This window comes from Klebsiella sp. CN_Kp113 (genome assembly GCF_040064585.1).
Lineage (GTDB): Bacteria > Pseudomonadota > Gammaproteobacteria > Enterobacterales > Enterobacteriaceae > Klebsiella > Klebsiella michiganensis.
This window is the reverse complement of record NZ_JBEAID010000070.1, coordinates 22,502-40,228: the sequence shown is the minus strand read 5'-3', so window position 1 is coordinate 40,228 and position 17,727 is coordinate 22,502. Positions and strand designations below refer to the sequence as shown.

14 protein-coding genes are annotated in these 17,727 nt (G+C 54.8%); 6 read left to right on the top strand and 8 right to left on the bottom strand.

What is annotated here, in order from left to right; genetic code table 11:
• Positions 1–119 precede the first annotated feature (119 nt).
• The 3 genes from ldtD to ABLV30_RS27585 all read left to right on the top strand — a co-directional run bounded on the left by ldtD (position 120) and on the right by ABLV30_RS27585 (position 3,426).
• Positions 120–1,913 (top strand): L,D-transpeptidase, encoded by a 1,794-nt coding sequence (gene ldtD, locus ABLV30_RS27595; protein ID WP_219558148.1) that lies wholly within the window; start codon positions 120–122, stop codon positions 1,911–1,913.
• Between the two features lie 300 nt (positions 1,914–2,213).
• Complete coding sequence (locus ABLV30_RS27590) at positions 2,214–2,765, top strand: YcbK family protein (protein ID WP_004130967.1); 552 nt, start codon at positions 2,214–2,216, stop codon at positions 2,763–2,765.
• 13 nt (positions 2,766–2,778) lie between these two features.
• Positions 2,779–3,426, top strand: coding sequence for an MBL fold metallo-hydrolase (locus tag ABLV30_RS27585; protein WP_014837967.1), 648 nt, complete (start codon positions 2,779–2,781; stop codon positions 3,424–3,426).
• Between the two features lie 59 nt (positions 3,427–3,485).
• On the opposite strand, the gene ABLV30_RS27580 is transcribed toward ABLV30_RS27585, so the two are convergent.
• The 4 genes from ABLV30_RS27580 to pncB form a co-directional block, all read right to left on the bottom strand.
• Entirely contained in the window at positions 3,486–4,676 is a 1,191-nt protein-coding gene (locus ABLV30_RS27580; RefSeq protein WP_048261058.1) for an amino acid aminotransferase, read from the bottom strand.
• A gap of 187 nt (positions 4,677–4,863) precedes the next feature.
• Positions 4,864–5,949: a porin gene (locus ABLV30_RS27575; RefSeq protein ID WP_014228653.1), complete on the bottom strand. Its 1,086-nt coding sequence runs from the start codon at positions 5,947–5,949 to the stop codon at positions 4,864–4,866.
• A gap of 591 nt (positions 5,950–6,540) precedes the next feature.
• Complete coding sequence (asnS, locus tag ABLV30_RS27570; protein WP_004849497.1) at positions 6,541–7,941, bottom strand: asparagine--tRNA ligase; 1,401 nt, start codon at positions 7,939–7,941, stop codon at positions 6,541–6,543.
• A gap of 302 nt (positions 7,942–8,243) precedes the next feature.
• Positions 8,244–9,446 carry a nicotinate phosphoribosyltransferase gene (gene pncB / locus ABLV30_RS27565; protein WP_025107499.1) on the bottom strand — a complete coding sequence of 401 codons (1,203 nt, stop codon included), beginning with the start codon at positions 9,444–9,446 and terminating at the stop codon, positions 8,244–8,246.
• Positions 9,447–9,773: 327 nt separating this feature from the next.
• On the opposite strand from pncB, the gene pepN reads away from it, so the two are divergent.
• Positions 9,774–12,389: an aminopeptidase N gene (gene pepN, locus ABLV30_RS27560; RefSeq protein WP_014228655.1), complete on the top strand. Its 2,616-nt coding sequence runs from the start codon at positions 9,774–9,776 to the stop codon at positions 12,387–12,389.
• Between the two features lie 65 nt (positions 12,390–12,454).
• Here pepN and ssuB read toward each other — a convergent pair whose 3' ends face one another.
• Genes ssuB through ssuE form a run of 3 tightly spaced genes read right to left on the bottom strand, consistent with a single transcriptional unit; the run spans position 12,455 to position 14,648 of the window.
• Positions 12,455–13,228: an aliphatic sulfonates ABC transporter ATP-binding protein gene (gene ssuB, locus ABLV30_RS27555; RefSeq protein WP_014837971.1), complete on the bottom strand. Its 774-nt coding sequence runs from the start codon at positions 13,226–13,228 to the stop codon at positions 12,455–12,457.
• On the bottom strand, positions 13,225–14,016 hold the full coding sequence (ssuC, locus tag ABLV30_RS27550) for an aliphatic sulfonate ABC transporter permease SsuC (protein ID WP_004849501.1): 792 nt from the start codon (positions 14,014–14,016) through the stop codon (positions 13,225–13,227). Before ssuC ends, ssuB begins: the two co-directional genes overlap by 4 nt.
• 56 nt (positions 14,017–14,072) lie before the next feature.
• Positions 14,073–14,648: an NADPH-dependent FMN reductase gene (gene ssuE, locus ABLV30_RS27545; protein ID WP_009653287.1), complete on the bottom strand. Its 576-nt coding sequence runs from the start codon at positions 14,646–14,648 to the stop codon at positions 14,073–14,075.
• Positions 14,649–14,896: 248 nt separating this feature from the next.
• Between ssuE and pyrD the strand changes: the two genes are divergently transcribed.
• Together pyrD and zapC are read left to right on the top strand one after the other, a co-directional pair.
• Entirely contained in the window at positions 14,897–15,907 is a 1,011-nt protein-coding gene (gene pyrD / locus ABLV30_RS27540) for a quinone-dependent dihydroorotate dehydrogenase (RefSeq protein ID WP_004130996.1), read from the top strand.
• A 168-nt stretch (positions 15,908–16,075) separates the two neighbouring features.
• Entirely contained in the window at positions 16,076–16,618 is a 543-nt protein-coding gene (gene zapC / locus ABLV30_RS27535) for a cell division protein ZapC (protein ID WP_004849504.1), read from the top strand.
• On the opposite strand, the gene ABLV30_RS27530 is transcribed toward zapC, so the two are convergent.
• Positions 16,615–17,724, bottom strand: a complete 1,110-nt coding sequence (locus tag ABLV30_RS27530; RefSeq protein WP_032695055.1) for a YcbX family protein — start codon at positions 17,722–17,724, stop codon at positions 16,615–16,617. The genes zapC and ABLV30_RS27530 overlap by 4 nt on opposite strands.
• Positions 17,725–17,727: the final 3 nt, after the last annotated feature.

Below are 17,727 nucleotides of genomic sequence, written 5' to 3'. Positions count from 1 at the left end.
TTAGGATTGTATAATCTTTTAACTTCTTTACATTTGGGAAGGCAAAAGCGTTTTCGTCTTCATATACTGAAAGTAAGCCCCATTTTAGCGGGCAGCAATGTGTTAACAGGGGGCAAGGGATGTTGCTAAAGAAACGGTATGGTCGTCAATTGTCTGCGCTCAGCCTGAGCCTGGCGTTTGCATTTGCTCCACTGTTCAATGTCCAGGCTGAAGAGCCTGAAGTGGTACCATCGGATAGCTCTGCCACCATCAGCGAGCTCTCTTCCGCGCTAAGCCAAAGCGCAAACCAATCCGCGGCGGTCGCTCAAATGGCCGGCGAGCAGGCGCTTTCTGCCGATGCGGCAGCGAAGAGCCGCGCCGGGATTCAGGCGGTACTGCCGTCCGGTTATCAACCCGTATTTATGAATCCGCTGGTATCGCTGTATGCGGCCAGGGATATGAAACCGATGTGGGATAACCGCGAGGCGGTGCAGGCGTTTCAACAACAGCTGGCTGAGGTCGCTATCGCCGGTTTTCAGCCGCAGTTCACCACTTGGGTTGAGCTGTTGACCGACCCGGCAGTGAACGGTCTGGCGCGGGATGTCGTTCTGTCTGACGCCATGATGGGCTATCTGCATTTTATTAGCGGTATTCCGACTCAGGGCAACCGCTGGCTGTATGGCACGAAACCGTATGCCATGTCGACGCCGCCTCTGTCGGTGATTAACCAGTGGCAGGTGGCGCTGGATAACGGTTCGCTGCCGCAGTTTATTTCGAGTCTGGCTCCGCAGCATCCGCAGTATGCCGCAATGCATCAGGCGCTATTAGCTCAGGTTGCCGATTCCCGTCCCTGGCCGCAGCTCACCGGTAAGGCGTCGCTGCGCCCGGGGGAATGGAGCAACGATGCCGGCGCGCTGCGCGAAATTTTACAGCGCACCGGTATGCTGGATGACGCGGCAAAAATTTCGTTGCCCGGCGATGAGGTGGTGAGTCCGTCCGCCGGGAAAAAGGCCAAAAGCAGCGGCCGTGGCGTTTACGATCGCCAGTTAGTGGAGGGCGTTAAGCGCTTCCAGGCGTGGCAGGGGCTGGGTGCTGACGGCGTGATTGGTCAGGCGACCCGCGACTGGCTCAACGTTTCTCCTGCGCAGCGCGCCGGCGTGCTGGCATTGAATATCCAGCGTTTGCGCCTGCTGCCGGGTAATCTGGCGACCGGAATTATGGTGAATATTCCCGCCTTTTCGCTGGTCTATTACCAGGACGGTAGCCAGGTGCTGGCATCGCGGGTTATCGTTGGCCGTCCGGACCGCAAAACCCCTATGATGAGCAGTGCGCTGAACAACGTTGTGGTCAACCCGCCGTGGAACGTTCCGCCGACGCTGGCGCGCAACGATATTCTGCCGAAGGTGCGCAATAACCCAGGCTATCTTGAGCAGCACGGCTATACGATGATGCGCGGCTGGAATAGCAAAGAGACTATTGACCCGTATCAGGTGGACTGGGAAACGATAACCGCATCGAATCTGCCGTTCCGCTTCCAGCAGGCTCCCGGCGCGCGCAATTCGCTGGGGCGCTATAAATTCAATATGCCAAGTTCAGATGCGATATATTTGCACGATACGCCCAATCACAATCTGTTCCAGCGGGATGGACGCGCGCTGAGCTCCGGGTGCGTGCGCGTGAATAAAGCCTCAGAACTGGCCAATATGCTGCTTCAGGATGCTGGCTGGAATGATGCGCGTATTTCAGATGCGCTTAAACAGGGGAATACCCGCTACGTTAATATTCGCCAGAATATCCCGGTTAATCTCTATTATTTGACCGCGTTCGTCGGCGCTGATGGACGTACACAATATCGAACAGATATTTACAATTACGATCTCACCGCGCGATCCAGCGCACAAATTCTACCTAAAGCTGAACAATTAATCAGATAAATGAAGTAGTTCAACGGATTTGGTTGTCCTACCTCTGTGTGAAAACGGGCCTTGCACGCTGCAAGGCCCGAGTTTACTGGGGTTAGGCTACCTTGACGTTGGCAATAATGCCCGGTAAGGTGCCTTTCGTGCGCCAGAAGTGCATATACATATAATCCTGCAAAGGCGCTGTGGCAGTAAGCAGCCCGTTCTCCATAGCTGATATTTATTAGCCGTAGGGGAGCGAGTGCGTGCTGGCGGCTAACGGGCGCGTTGCGGGAAAAGTATATTACGATTCATTTACCTGTAGACCTGATTATCATGGACAAATTTGACGCTAATCGCCGCAAACTGCTGGCGTTAGGTGGAGCGGCGCTCGGTGCTGCTGCCATTCTGCCTGCGCCGGCATTTGCCACCCTCTCGACCCCCCGACCGCGTATTTTGACGCTGAACAACCTGCATACCGGTGAATCACTCAAGGCGGAGTTTTTCGATGGCAGAGGCTATATTCAGGATGAATTAGCAAGACTTAATCATTTTTTCCGTGATTATCGCGCGAATAAGATTAAGTCCATCGATCCCGGTTTGTTCGATCAACTCTATCGTTTGCAGGGATTACTTGGTACCAACAAGCCTGTCCAGCTTATTTCCGGTTATCGTTCTGTTGATACCAATAATGAGCTTCGCGCGCGTAGCCGGGGTGTGGCAAAACACAGCTACCACACTAAAGGCCAGGCCATGGATTTTCATATTGAAGGCATTTCGTTAAGCAATGTTCGCAAAGCCGCGTTATCTATGCGCACAGGTGGTGTAGGATACTACCCACGTAGCAACTTTGTGCATATTGATACCGGGCCAGTACGGCACTGGTAACGAAAGGAGCCTCATGAACTATCGTATTATTCCGGTTACCGCGTTCGCGCAGAACTGTTCTTTAATCTGGTGTGAACAAACCAAACTGGCGGCGCTGGTCGATCCCGGCGGTGATGCTGAGCGAATCAAACAGGAAGTCGCGGCGGCAGGCGTTAGCCTGATGCAGATTCTGCTCACGCACGGTCATCTCGATCACGTTGGTGCGGCGGCGGAGCTGGCACAACATTATGGCGTGCCGATTATTGGGCCGGAAAAAGAAGATGAGTTCTGGCTGGAAGGATTACCGGCGCAGAGCCGGATGTTCGGTCTGGAAGATTGCCAGCCGCTGCAGCCAGATCGCTGGCTGAACGAAGGCGATACGGTCAGCGTGGGGAATATTTCCCTGCAGGTGCTGCACTGCCCAGGCCATACGCCGGGGCACGTGGTCTTCTTCGATCCTGCTTCCCGACTGTTGATTTCTGGCGATGTGATTTTTAAAGGCGGAGTAGGGCGTAGCGACTTCCCTCGCGGCGACCATAGCCAACTGATCGATGCGATTAAGCGCAAGCTGTTGCCGCTGGGCGATGACGTGTCGTTTATTCCGGGTCATGGACCGATGTCGACCCTTGGCTATGAGCGTCTGCACAACCCATTCCTGCAGGATGAAATGCCGGTCTGGTGACCTAAACCAGCATATAAAAAAGGCCGCACATGCGGCCTTTTGTTTGCCCTGCGCTGAGATTACAGTACGGCAACAATCGCTTCGCACAGCGGCGCCATGTTGTCGGGCGTCATACCGGCGACGTTTATACGTCCGGACGCCACCGCGTAAATTCCGAACTCTTCACGCAGACGCAGTACCTGCTCTTTGGTCAGGCCGCTGAACGAGAACATCCCGTTTTGCTGAATGATGAAAGAGAAATCGCGGCTGGCGCCTTTTTCCTGCAGGGTATTAACGAACAGCAGACGCATACGCTGGATGCGTTGACGCATGTCGGTCAACTCTTGCTCCCAGATGGCGCGCAGCGCGTCATTGCTGAGAATGGTCGCCACTACCGAGGCGCCGTGAGCGGGCGGGTTTGAGTAGTTCGCGCGGATAACCGACTTCATCTGGCTGAAAGCGCGGTCTACCGCTTCCTGGTCAGCGGCGACCAGCGTACAGGCGCCCACGCGCTCGTTGTACAGGCCGAAGTTTTTCGAGTAGGAGCTGGCAACCAGCAGCTCTTTATGCAGAGCGGCGAAAGCGCGCAGGCCTTCAGCATCTTCTTCCAGGCCGCGGGCAAAGCCCTGGTAGGCAAAGTCAAACAGCGGCAGCCAGCCTTTCTCTACGGAGAGCTGCGCCAGCTGTTGCCACTGCTCCAGCGTCGGATCGATACCGGTTGGGTTATGGCAGCAGCCGTGGAACAGAACCACGTCGCCGGCCTGCGCTTCGTTCAGGCTGGCCAGCAGCCCCTCGAAGTCGAGTTTGTGATTAGCGGCATCGTAGTAGGTGTATTCGCGCACTTCCAGCCCGGCTGAATTGAACACGCTTTTATGGTTCGGCCAGCTGGGGTTGCTCACCCAAATACGTTTAACGTCGGTGTTCTTCGCCAGAAAATCGGCGGCGACGCGCAGGCCACCTGTACCGCCGGGCGTTTGCGCGGTGCGGGCACGTTTATCATTGATAATTGCGCTTCCTTTCCCGAACAGAAGCTCCTGGGTGCAGCGGCCAAATTCCGGAATACCATCGATACCCAGATAATTTTTAGTGGTTTCATTTTCCAGCAGATACTGCTCTGCTTTTTTCACGCTAGTCAGGACCGGTGTTTTACCCGTTTCATCTTTATAAACACCAATTCCAAGATTAATTTTTGTTGGGCGGTCATCGGCACGAAACAGATCGGCCAGGCCCAGAATTGGGTCGGCAGGGGCGGCGGTAATGTTCTCAAACATGACGAGGTTCCATTGTGATTACTGAAGGGAAATCCGCTATCAGGTTAACGGGAGTTATGTTAATTGCCAACCGTTTGCGACAAAAAGCGAGAAGGTTTTTGAAAGTTACGATCTTCCTCTCAGGAAAGCAGAAAAGCAGGACCGAAGTCCTGCTTTTTAGGCATATCACGAAGGGGTGTACTGCAGATTAGAACTGGTAAACGATACCCACTGCGGCCTGGTCGTCGGTCGCAACGCCAGCGGCTTTGGTGTAATCGTTGTCGTTCAGCTGGTTGAATTTATACGCAGCGTAGACGTTCATGTTTTTGTTGAAGTAGTACCAGGTACCCACTTCGACGTATTTAACCAGGTCAGCATCGCCGCCGGAGAAGCCAGCGCGAGAGCGCAGGTCTTTACCTTTAGTCTGTACGTAGCCGATGGACGGACGCAGGCCGAAGTCGAACTGATACTGAACAACGGCTTCGAAGTTCTGAGTTTTATTAGCGAAGTAGTTGCCTTCGTTTTCCGGCGTCATGTTGTAAGTCTGAGAGTACATGACCGCAGCATAGACGTTGTTCGCGTCATACTTAGCGGAGGTTGCCCATGCTTCAGCTTTTTCGCCCTGACGGTCAGCTTTCTGATCGCCGCTACGGTTGGAGTTCGCATAGCCTGCAGACAGCGCAATGCCGTTGTCAAACGCGTAGGTTGCCGCGGTGCTGAAGCCGTCGCCGTTTTGTTTCTTAACATCACGGCTAGAAGCGTCGTTTTTACCCTGGTACTGCAGCGCGAAGCTCAGGCCGTCAACCAGACCGAAGAAGTCAGAGTTACGGTAGGTGGCTACGCCGTTGGTACGCGCGGTCATGAAGTTGTCGGTGTAGCTCCAGCCGTCGCCGCCCCATTCAACCAGCATATCGGTTGCCGCTTCAACGTCGTAGATGGCGCCGTAGTTACGACCGTAGTCGAATGAACCGTATTCACCGGCTTTTAAGCCTGCGAAAGCCAGACGAGTTTTGGTGGTCTGTTTACCTTCAACATTGGACGCATCCATGTTGTATTCCCACTGACCGTAGCCAACCAGCTGATCGTTGATCTGGGTTTCGCCTTTCAGGCCGATACGGGCGTAGGTGGTATCATCGCTGCTGGTGTCGCCGTTGGTGGTCCAGACGTGCTCGCCAACCATTTTTCCGTAGAAGTCCAGTTTGTTGCCGTTTTTGTTATAGATTTCTGCAGCGTTAGCTGCACCGGCTACCAGCAGGGCAGGAATTACCGCTGCCAGAATTTTGCGCTTCATCATTATTTATTACCCTCATTTATATTTTTTTATGAACACTTGCCACTGCCGTCAATAAGTTTCGTCAATAAAAATTTACAGAACTATTGATGATAGTTTGGTGTCTGGAGGCATCTTTCCATTCAGAACAACGTTTCGCTAGCCTGAAAATGCTACCAATATCGCATATGAGTAACAAAAGGAAATCCTATGTAACTAAATATGTATTTTTGGGAACTTTGTGAACTCAATCAACATTCCGCCCCTGTTCGCCGATTAAATCACCTGTTTTTATATATCTATATGAATTAATTATGATTAATTTAGATAAGAGAGGGTTTGTGCATTTTACGTCAGCATTTTGCTTTATTTTTATTCAAATCTTGTCGTTGCAAGTTGTGCTGTGACTGGTTAAAAAACGAGCAATATAATCAGCATGTTTGCCAATTTATGAACATAAGGTGCGGTTTTAATTAGCGGTCGCTAATGAAATAGTGCGTAACATAATTGTGAATCAGGATGGTTGATGTTTAAGTTTCCTGATATTCGTTAACGTAAATTGACATAAAAAAAGGCCAGCTTGCGCTGGCCCTGGATGAAAATTGCAGAAAAAAATCAGAAAGTCGCGTTACGCGGGGTCCGCGGGAACGGAATGACGTCGCGAACGTTCTGCACGCCGGTCACGTAGGCGATAAGACGCTCAAAGCCCAGACCGAAACCGGAGTGCGGTACGGTGCCGTAACGGCGCAGGTCGCGATACCACCAGTAGTCTTCTTTATTAAGACCCATTTCCGCCATACGCGCGTCAAGCACGTCCAGGCGCTCTTCACGCTGGGAGCCACCGATAATTTCACCGATGCCCGGCGCCAGAACGTCCATTGCGGCGACGGTTTTACCATCTTCGTTAAGGCGCATATAGAACGCCTTGATGTCTTTCGGGTAGTTTTTCACCACCACCGGAGCTTTAAAGTGCTCTTCCGCCAGATAGCGTTCGTGCTCGGAGGAGAGATCCACGCCCCAGTAGACCGGGTTTTCGAACGACTTACCGCAGTTTTCCAGAATGGTGACCGCGTCAGTGTAATCAACCTGGGCAAAATCAGCGGAAACGAAACGCTGCAGGCGGTCGATAGCGTCTTTATCAACGCGTTCGGCAAAGAACTGCATGTCGTCTGCGCGCTCTTCGAGAACGGCTTTGAAGACGTACTTCAGCATCGCTTCCGCCAGACCTGCCACATCGTTCAGGTTAGCAAAGGCGACTTCCGGCTCCAGCATCCAGAACTCCGCCAAGTGACGGCTGGTGTTGGAGTTTTCCGCACGGAAGGTCGGGCCAAAGGTGTAGATTTTGGACAGCGCGCAGGCGTAGGTTTCGCCGTTCAGCTGGCCGGAAACGGTCAGGAACGACTCTTTGCCGAAGAAGTCTTTATCGAAATCGACTTTGCCCTGTTCGTTGCGCGGCAGGTTTTCCAGATCCAGCGTTGACACGCGGAACATCTCGCCGGCGCCTTCAGTGTCGGAAGCGGTAATCAGCGGAGTCGAAACCCAGAAGAAGCCCTGCTCGTCGAAGAAACGGTGCAGCGCCTGCGCCAGGGTATGGCGAACGCGCGCCACCGCGCCAATCAGGTTGGTGCGCGGGCGCAGGTGGGCAACTTCACGCAGGTACTCGATGCTATGGCGTTTAGCCGCCATCGGATAAGTATCCGGATCTTCCACCCAGCCGCTGACTTCCACGTGGCTGGCCTGGATTTCAAAACTCTGGCCCTGGCCCTGAGATGCCACGACTTTACCGGTCACCACGACCGAGCAGCCGGTGGTCAGGCGCAGCACTTCCTGATTGTAATTGGGAAGAGAATTACTAATAACGGCCTGTACAGGATCAAAGCAGGAACCGTCATAGACGGCGAGGAAAGAAAAGCCAGCTTTAGAATCTCGGCGGGTACGCACCCATCCGCGCACGGTGACTTCGCTGTCAACGGCAACGCGGCCCTGGAGTACGTCGGCTACAGGCACAACGCTCATAATAGTCTCTCTTGTTAGTCCAATAGAAAAATCTGTATTCCCCTGCAACAGGGGGATATCTATGTTACCTGTCATCTTCCATCAGACAAGTAGATTTCGCACAAGAAAGGGGGTTTTAGGAAATAAATAAGGAGATAGCCTACTTTGCTGCGTGAGAGCCTGATATTCAGAGAGATTCGTTCAGCGCGATGATCCCATGCAGGGCGACCGGGGTTCTTAATGCTTGATAACGTCTCGGGGTGATAAGCGGAGGCGAATAAAAATGCGCCCGTTTTGGCGGACGCATTTTGTCTTTATATGACCTAGCTGGCTTTTTTAACCGGCGGTAGATCGAAGGCTTTGCGCAGCGCGCGGACGAAAGCTTTATCGTGACAAATCGTTTTACCCGGGCTATCCGAAAGTTTCGCCACCGGTTTACCGTTGCACTCCACCAGCTTGATAACAATATTGAGCGGCTTCACCTGAGGAATATCGCAGGTTAAACGCGTGCCGATACCGAAGCTCAGATTCACCCGCGATGAGAAGTGGCGATAGAGATCAACCGCTTTTGTCAGGTCGAGATTGTCGGAAAATACCAGCACTTTGCTCAGCGGGTCGATGCCCAGCTTTTTGTAGTGGGCGATAGCCTTCTCGCCCCATTCCACCGGGTCGCCGGAGTCGTGGCGCAGCCCCTGATAGCGGGTCGCAAACTCCGGCCCGAAATCGCGCAGAAAAGCGTCCATCGTAATGCAGTCGGTCAGCGCAATCCCCAGCCGATCGGGATACTCTTCCAGCCAGGCAGCGAGAGCCGCGCGCTGGCTGCTCGCCAGGTTCGGGCTGATCTGCTGATGCGCCTGGAACCATTCGTGAGCCTGGGTCCCCATTGGGGTCAAATTCAAACGCCGCGCCAGATCGTAATTGCTGGTACCGGTGAACCAGGATTCTTGCTGAAGACGCTGAACAATCGCCTGCTGCACCTCGCGGGAGAAGCGGCGGCGGGTACCGAAATCCATCAGGCGGAAGCCCGACATATCGATATCAGCAGTGAGGCGGTTAAAGTCAGTCAGCTTATGCTCAAGGGTGTCCAGCGCGAGATCGACGCTGATTTCCGGCGAGCGATAGCGATGTACCAGCTCGCTTATCACCGCCAGCAGCGGAACTTCCCACATAATAACTTCAAGCCAGGGGCCGGAAAGGCGAATATTCAACTTGCCGTTGTCATTGATGACCGTGACCTGGCGCGGGTCGTAGCGGAAGCCGCGTAGCCACTCGAGATAGTCTGGCGCAAAGAAGGGCAGGCTCGACAACCAGTGATATTCATCGTCCTGCAGTCTCAGGTCGCGCATCGTCTCAACCTGCTCGCGAATCGCATCGGCGTAGATGCCGAGCAGATCGTCCCCGCGGCAGCGGAACTCCGCCGCAACCTGTACATCATTGTAGCGGTGGAAGACAGCCTGCTGCATGTGCAGCTTGTAGGCATCCGTATCAAGCAACGAGTGCAGTACAGGAGAAGTGAATTGGGTCATGGTGCGCAGTAGCATCCTCTCACTGGAGCGTTTCCATCAAAACCAAAGCGGTAAAAGGAGGCGGAGTATACCTGTAATACCCGACGCTGTCCCGCGGTGACGGCTGATGGCGACGCTGACGGTCATTTGCGAGGCCTAGTTTAATATATTGAACACGCATCACACCACAAGCTTTGCGCCTGGTCGAGCGCATTTCGTGCCTCTTGTGTTATCAAAATGTAGCAATTTTCATGTTTAGCATTGAAAAGATGAAGATTCTGCATAGCGAGATTTGCGCAACAGGAATAGACTGAGTCGACACTTTACAGGACACGCTAAAGGTTTTTTATGACACAACAGCCCCAAGCCAAATACCGCCACGACTACCGTGAGCCGGAGTATCTGATTAGCGATATCGATTTGACCTTTGACCTGGATGCCGCGAAAACCGTTGTGACGGCTGAGAGCAAGGTCTCCCGCCACGCGGCTACGTCTGATGTGCCATTGCGTCTGGATGGCGAAGACCTGACGTTGGTCTCTCTGCGGATTGATGGTCAGCCGTGGAGCGACTACAAGGAAGAAAATAACCAGCTGGTGATTAGCGGGTTGCCGGAACATTTCACTCTGACCATCGTCAATGAAATCAGCCCGGCGGCGAATACCGCGCTGGAAGGGCTATATCAGTCCGGCGAAGCGCTGTGTACCCAGTGCGAGGCGGAAGGCTTCCGCCACATTACCTGGTATCCGGACCGCCCGGACGTTCTGGCGCGCTTCACCACCAAAATCATCGCCGATAAAGCAAAATACCCGTTTCTGCTCTCCAACGGTAACCGCGTGGCCCAGGGCGAGCTGGAAAATGGCCGTCACTGGATCCAGTGGCAGGACCCGTTCCCAAAACCGTGCTACCTGTTTGCGCTGGTGGCCGGTGATTTTGACGTCCTGCGCGATACCTTCAAAACCCGTTCGGGGCGTGAAGTGGCGCTGGAGCTCTACGTTGACCGCGGTAACCTTGACCGCGCGCCGTGGGCGATGACCTCGCTGCAAAATTCCATGAAGTGGGACGAAACCCGCTTTGGTCTCGAGTACGACCTCGACATCTATATGATTGTCGCCGTCGATTTCTTCAACATGGGCGCCATGGAGAACAAAGGCCTTAACGTCTTTAACTCCAAATACGTACTGGCGCGTACCGATACCGCGACCGATAAAGATTACCTGGATATCGAGCGCGTGATTGGTCATGAATATTTCCATAACTGGACCGGCAATCGCGTGACCTGCCGCGACTGGTTCCAGCTCAGCCTGAAAGAAGGGCTGACCGTTTTCCGCGATCAGGAATTCAGCTCCGACCTCGGCTCGCGTGCGGTGAACCGCATTAATAACGTACGCACCATGCGCGGCCTGCAGTTTGCCGAAGACGCCAGCCCGATGGCGCATCCGATTCGCCCGGATAGCGTGATTGAGATGAACAACTTCTATACCCTGACGGTGTATGAGAAGGGAGCGGAAGTGATCCGCATGCTGCATACCCTGCTGGGCGAAGAAAATTTCCAGAAAGGCATGCAGCTCTATTTTGAGCGCCACGACGGCAGCGCCGCGACCTGCGACGACTTTGTCCAGGCGATGGAAGACGCTTCCAACGTCGATCTGTCCCACTTCCGCCGCTGGTATAGCCAGTCCGGTACGCCGATTGTCACCGTCCATGATGACTACAACCCGGAAACGGAGCAGTACACGCTGACCATCAGCCAGCGCACGCCGCCGACCGCTGAGCAGGCGGAGAAGCTGCCGCTGCATATTCCGTTCGACATCGAGCTGTACGATAACGAAGGCAAGGTAATCCCGCTGCAGAAGGGCGGTCACCCGGTGCATCACGTGCTGAACGTCACCCAGGCGGAGCAGACTTTTGTTTTCGACAACGTTTACTTCCAGCCGGTCCCGGCGCTGCTTTGCGAGTTTTCCGCGCCGGTGAAGCTGGAGTACAAATGGAGCGATCAGCAGCTGACCTTCCTGATGCGCCACGCGCGGAATGATTTCTCCCGCTGGGACGCGGCGCAGAGCCTGCTGGCGACCTATATCAAACTCAACGTCAACCGTCACCAGCAGGGGCAGCCGCTGTCTCTGCCGATTCACGTCGCCGATGCGTTCCGCGCGATTCTGCTGGATGAGAAGATCGATCCGGCGCTGGCGGCGGAGATCCTGACGCTGCCTTCAGCGAATGAAATGGCGGAGCTGTTTGCGATTATCGATCCGCTTGCCATCGCGGCGGTGCGCGAAGCGCTGACCCGCACGCTGGCGAAAGAGCTGGCTGACGAGTTCCTGGCGGTTTACAACGCCAACAAGCTCGACGGCTACCGCGTTGAGCATGCCGATATCGGTAAGCGTTCTCTGCGTAATACCTGCCTGCGCTACCTGGCGTTTGGCGATACCGAGCTGGCGGATAAACTGATTAGCGCGCAGTATCACCATGCGGACAATATGACCGACGCGCTGGCGGCGCTGGCGGCGGCCGTAGCGGCCCAGCTGCCGTGCCGCGATGCGCTGATGCAGGAATATGACGACAAGTGGCACCAGGACGGACTGGTCATGGATAAATGGTTTATCCTGCAGTCCACCAGCCCGGCGGATAACGTCCTGGAGACGGTTCGCGGCCTGTTGCATCATCGCTCGTTCAGCATGGGTAACCCGAACCGCGTCCGTTCTCTGATCGGCGCCTTTGCCGGCAGCAACCCGGCGGCGTTCCATGCAGAAGACGGCAGCGGCTATCAGTTCCTGGTCGAGATGCTGACTGAGCTGAACAGCCGCAACCCGCAGGTGGCTTCGCGTCTGATTGAGCCGCTGATTCGTCTGAAACGCTATGACGAGAAACGTCAGGCGCTGATGCGCGGGGCGCTGGAGCAGCTGAAGGGTCTGGAGAATCTTTCCGGGGATCTGTTCGAGAAAATCAGTAAAGCGCTGGCGTAACGCCAGCGCGAGTCCAAACCTGTAGCCCCGCTAAGCGCAGCGCGAGCGGGGGAACGTCGCAGTCGTTAACCGTGGCTCACTAAGCGTGGCGAGGATTCGTTCTTGCCGCGCTGCATCACCCGATTCAGTACTTCCGCTTCCAGTTCGGCCAGCTTCGCTGAACCCGTGCGTCGCGGACGGGGAATGTCCACCAGCAGATCCAGCCCTATCTTCCCCTCTTCAATCAGCAAAACGCGATCGGCCATCGCCACCGCCTCGCTGACGTCGTGGGTGACCAGCAGAACGGTAAATCCGTGCTCCTGCCACAGCGAGACAATCAGATCCTGCATCTCCAGGCGAGTGAGGGCGTCTAGCGCGCCCAGCGGTTCATCAAGCAGTAATAATCCGGGGCGATGAATTAACGCGCGAGCCAGCGCCACGCGCTGCTTTTGCCCGCCGGAAAGCGCCGCGGGCCATTCACCGGCGCGGTCTTCAAGGCCGACGCTCGCCAGCGCCTTGAGCGCCGCCTCGCGCCACTGTCCCTTCAGCCCGAGGCCGACATTGTCGATCACCGTTTTCCACGGCAGCAGGCGGGAATCCTGGAACATCATCCGGGTATCCTCCTGGATTTGCGCCAGCGGCGTCGAACCCGCCAGCAGCTGCCCGGCGTTGGGTTTTTCCAGCCCGGCGAGCAGCCGCAGCAGGGTGCTTTTACCGCCGCCGCTGCGTCCGACCACCGCGACAAATTGCCCGGTGGGAATATGCAGATCGAGTTCATTCAGAATCGTTTTGCTGCCGTAACGCTTGCTTACGCCGTTTAGCAGCAGCGGGATCCCCGGATTAAGACGCGCGGTTGTCATGCGTTGGCCTCCTGAAGGTGGTAAGCCGGATTCCAGCGCAGCCAGACGCGTTCAAGAAGCTGTGCGCTGAAGTCGGCCAGTTTGCCGAGAATAGCGTAAAGAATAATGGCGACGACCACGACATCGGTCTGCAGAAATTCGCGGGCGTTCATCGCCAGATAGCCGATACCGGCGTTAGCCGAGATGGTTTCAGCCACGATCAGCGTTAACCACATCAGGCCGAGCGCAAACCGGATGCCGACCATAATGGAGGGCAGGGCGCCCGGCAGGATCACGTGACGGAACAGAGCAAAACCCGATAAGCCATAGCTGCGGGCCATCTCCACCAGACCCCGGTCAATGTTTCGAATACCGTGCCAGGTGTTGATATAAATCGGGAACATCGTCCCCAGCGCCACGAGGAAAATTTTGGCGCTTTCATCGATGCCGAACCATAAAATCACCAGCGGAATCAGCGCGAGGTGCGGCACGTTGCGCAGCATCTGAATGGAGGTGTCCAGCAGGCGTTCGCCCCAGCGCGACAGGCCGCTGATAAGCCCGAGAACCAGGCCAATGGAACCGCCGATGCTGAAACCAATAAGCGCCCGCCATGAGCTGATGGCCAGATGTTGCCAAAGCTCGCCGCTGGCGGAGAGCGTCCAGAAGGCTTTGAGCACTCCTTCCGGTGACGGCAAAATACGGGTAGAGAGCCAACCAACGGAAGAGGCGAATTGCCATACAATCACGCTGCCAACCGGCAAAAGCCAGGGGGCTATGCGGATCAGGAGTTTTTGCGAAAGCGTCGCCATACAGTGTTCCTTTATTCTTTAGCGTTTTGCCTGGTGACGGGCATCAACGCTGAACTTTAAACGTGCTCAACCCGCTGTAAGGTTTTCAGCGCCGGCGCGCGGCTGCTGGGGCGATGCAGCGCCTGCCAGAAGGTTTCCAGCGCCTGGTCGAGGCGGCCCTGCAGATTCGGGGTAAACTGCGGTTTATGCTGATAATCCGTAACCTGGCTATCGTCAGCGAAAACGCCGTGGAGGATCTCCTGGGCTTTCAGCGCGTTGAGTACCGGTTTTAAGGCGTAATCCACCGCCAGCATATGGGCGATGGTTCCGCCGGTAGCCAGCGGCAGAACGATTTTGCCCTCCAGCGCGCGCTCCGGCAGCAGGTCCAGAAGCGTCTTTAACGCGCCGGAAAAAGAGGCCTTATAGACGGGCGTCGCAATGATCAGCCCATCGGCGCCGGCAAGCTGTTCATTTAACGCATGGAGGGCTGGGTTATCAAAGCGAGCGTAGAGCAGGTCTTCCGGAGCGAAATTCTGCAGATGCCAGTGGCAGACCTCGATATCCGCCGCCGAAAGCGTCTCTCTGGCGTATTCCAGAAGCGCGCTGGAGCGGGAAGGGTAGCGCGGGCTGCCCGCAAGTGTGATGACTCGCATACTCTCTCCTTATAACTAAATATTTGCATTTATCTATAATTGATAACATTTAGCCGCAGTGTGACAGAGCGCTTTTATTTCCCTAAATGATTTATCCGGCGTTGGATTGTCAGAAAGTGCATAACGAGCGGGAGAAAAGTAAACGTTTGCGTCGGAGGTAAGATTTTTTGTCGTAGGTCAATTCCCTTTCCGGGGTGGATCGCACATAATACGCCCCCGGTTTGCACACCGGGAATCCAGGAGAGTTCATGTACTACCCCTTCGTTCGTAAAGCCCTTTTTCAGCTCGATCCTGAGCGCGCTCATGAAGTCACTTTTCAACAATTACGCCGTGTTTCGGGTACCCCGCTGGAAATGTTGGTTCGCCAGAAGGTACCGACAAAGCCGGTAACCTGTATGGGGCTCACATTTAAGAACCCGCTGGGCCTGGCCGCCGGGCTGGATAAGAACGGCGAGTGCATTGATGCCCTCGGGGCGATGGGTTTTGGTTCCATTGAAATTGGTACCGTGACGCCGCGTCCACAGCCGGGCAACGATAAGCCAAGGATCTTCCGCCTGGTCGATGCCGAAGGTTTGATCAACCGCATGGGCTTTAATAACCACGGTGTTGATAACCTCGTGGAGAACGTAAAAAAGGCGCATTTTGACGGTATTCTGGGTATTAATATTGGCAAGAATAAAGATACACCGGTAGAACAAGGCAAAGATGATTATCTGATTTGTATGGAAAAAATCTATGCTTATGCCGGCTATATCGCCATTAATATCTCCTCGCCGAATACCCCAGGCTTGCGCACTTTACAATACGGAGATGCGCTGGACGATTTGCTTTCTGGTATTAAAAATAAGCAACGCGAGCTACAAGAGAAACATCAAAAATATGTTCCTGTGGCCGTAAAGATCGCTCCGGATCTTTCCGTCGAAGAATTGATCCAGGTAGCGGACAGTTTAGTCCGGCATAATATAGATGGCGTCATTGCCACCAATACCACTCTGGATCGATCGCTGGTGCAGGGGATGAAACATTGTGATGAAACCGGTGGCCTTAGCGGACGTCCATTGCAGCTGAAGAGTACGGAAATTATCCGCATGCTGTCTGCGGAATTAAATGGCCGCCTGCCAATTATCGGAGTCGGCGGTATTGACTCGGTGATTGCCGCCCGGGAAAAGATAGCCGCCGGAGCGACGCTGGTGCAGATTTATTCCGGATTTATTTTTAAAGGCCCGCCGCTGATTAAAGAAATTGTTACCCATATCTAATCTTTTCCCCCTCTGATACTCCACCAGGGCTTTATTTATAGCCCTGGTTGTTTTATATTCCTTCATTGTTGCTTATTTAGACATTTTAGTCTTTTCTTAATTTTTGAAATATTCTGTAGCAGTTTACCTGTTTATTACAGACGGAAGTGGAAGAGGACGGGGGTAGAAATGCGGATCAAACCTGACGATAACTGGCGCTGGTATTACGATGAAGAGCATGACCGCATGATGCTCGATCTGGCTAATGGTATGTTATTCAGATCGCGTTTTGCTCGCCGCATGTTGACGCCCGACGCCTTCGCGCCTTCCGGATTTTGCGTTGATGACGCAGCGCTCTATTTTTCATTTGAAGAAAAGTGCCGCGATCTCGAATTATCAAAAGAACAGCGTGCTGAATTAGTACTCAATGCGCTGGTCGCTATTCGTTTTCTCAAGCCGCAAATGCCGAAAAGCTGGCATTTCAACACGCATGAAGAGAGCTGGCAGCCCGGCGTTGGCGATGCCGCCAGCGCATGGCTCAGCGATACCGGCCAGCAGGTGAATCTGCTGGTGGTTGAGCCCGGAGAAAACGCCGCGCTGTGCCTGTTAGCCCAGCCCGGTCTGACGCTTGCCGGGCGGGTGATGCAGCTCGGCGACGTGATTAAAATTATGAACGACAGGCTGCAGCCAGCGCCAGGCGTCGCCAGCTACAGCCTGGGTCAGGCGGTTTAAGGCGCCAGCCTCACCGCGGTTTTCGGCACGCAGCTACAGCATAAAATGGTGCCATCTGCGGCGACCGCGTTTTTCTTCAGCGCGCTGACTTCTCCTTCTTCCAGCCGGATGCGGCAGCTGCCGCAAATCCCAGCCCGACAGGAGTAAGGAATACGAATTCCCTGTTGTTCCAGCTGCTCCAGCAAGATTTGCTGATTATTACCGGTAAAACTCACTCCCTGCCACGCTATTTCCACCGTCGCGTTCTCCTGCGCTTCAGGTGCCGGCGTAGTATCACTCTCGCCTGCGCCGTAGGCCTTCGCCGGCCCGCGGGCCAGCACTTCTAACGCATCGCCCACGCGGATTACGCCGCTATTTCGCGCGATCAGGTTCTGGCCAAAATCGACATCGCCATTATCCAGCGCCGTGCGGAAACGCTGCAGCGTGCTTAAGGGCTCCCCGGAAGGATGCTTTTGCCCGCGCTCCGGGCTGACGGTGGTCAATACGCAGCGGCTGCACGGTTTGACGACATCAAAAATGACCTCGCCAATGCGCACCACTTTCCACGTATCTTCTTCCCAGGCGGCCGCGCCGGTCACCAGCAGATTTGGGCGAAATTGTTCTATGCTTACGCTGGCCGGACAGCGATTTTGCAGATCGCGCAGCGAGGCCTCATTGGCCAGCAGATAGGGAAAACCGTCGGCAAAAGAGAGGGGGACGGCATCGTGACGTTTTACCCTGCGGCTAAGCGCTGGCCCCAGCCAGCGGAGCTGAACGCTGCGGTTGAAGAACCCGCTTAGCCACTGGTTCACCCGGTCCGGGGCAATCAGGGCGGTAAAATGGTTGCCCCAGACTTCGGTCGGCTCCTGCTGTACGGAGAAATCGCTGAAGCGCACCATCGCGCTGCTGCCGTCCGGCGCGGTCAGATGCAGACCATCATGGAGCGGCGCGGGAATAAATTTGACCATTTGCGGAAACTGACGGGCGGTAATGAAGGTGCCATCGGTTTCCGTCACCATAAATATACGATCGAAGGCCAGCCCGCTGCTGTCTGCATAAGCGTGGCTGAGTCCCATTCCCCGCATCGATTTGACGGGATGAATGAAAAGTCGCGAAAGGGTTACCATACG

Bases quoted from the DNA above. Each gene is read 5' to 3' on its own strand.
- ldtD (WP_219558148.1), top strand. From the start codon at position 120: ATGTTGCTAAAGAAACGGTATGGTCGTCAATTGTCTGCGCTCAGCCTG.
- ABLV30_RS27590 (WP_004130967.1), top strand. From the start codon at position 2,214: ATGGACAAATTTGACGCTAATCGCCGCAAACTGCTGGCGTTAGGTGGA.
- ABLV30_RS27585 (WP_014837967.1), top strand. From the start codon at position 2,779: ATGAACTATCGTATTATTCCGGTTACCGCGTTCGCGCAGAACTGTTCT.
- ABLV30_RS27580 (WP_048261058.1), bottom strand. From the start codon at position 4,676: ATGTTTGAGAACATTACCGCCGCCCCTGCCGACCCAATTCTGGGCCTG.
- ABLV30_RS27575 (WP_014228653.1), bottom strand. From the start codon at position 5,949: ATGATGAAGCGCAAAATTCTGGCAGCGGTAATTCCTGCCCTGCTGGTA.
- asnS (WP_004849497.1), bottom strand. From the start codon at position 7,941: ATGAGCGTTGTGCCTGTAGCCGACGTACTCCAGGGCCGCGTTGCCGTT.
- pncB (WP_025107499.1), bottom strand. From the start codon at position 9,446: ATGACCCAATTCACTTCTCCTGTACTGCACTCGTTGCTTGATACGGAT.
- pepN (WP_014228655.1), top strand. From the start codon at position 9,774: ATGACACAACAGCCCCAAGCCAAATACCGCCACGACTACCGTGAGCCG.
- ssuB (WP_014837971.1), bottom strand. From the start codon at position 13,228: ATGACAACCGCGCGTCTTAATCCGGGGATCCCGCTGCTGCTAAACGGC.
- ssuC (WP_004849501.1), bottom strand. From the start codon at position 14,016: ATGGCGACGCTTTCGCAAAAACTCCTGATCCGCATAGCCCCCTGGCTT.
- ssuE (WP_009653287.1), bottom strand. From the start codon at position 14,648: ATGCGAGTCATCACACTTGCGGGCAGCCCGCGCTACCCTTCCCGCTCC.
- pyrD (WP_004130996.1), top strand. From the start codon at position 14,897: ATGTACTACCCCTTCGTTCGTAAAGCCCTTTTTCAGCTCGATCCTGAG.
- zapC (WP_004849504.1), top strand. From the start codon at position 16,076: ATGCGGATCAAACCTGACGATAACTGGCGCTGGTATTACGATGAAGAG.
- ABLV30_RS27530 (WP_032695055.1), bottom strand. From the start codon at position 17,724: ATGGTAACCCTTTCGCGACTTTTCATTCATCCCGTCAAATCGATGCGG.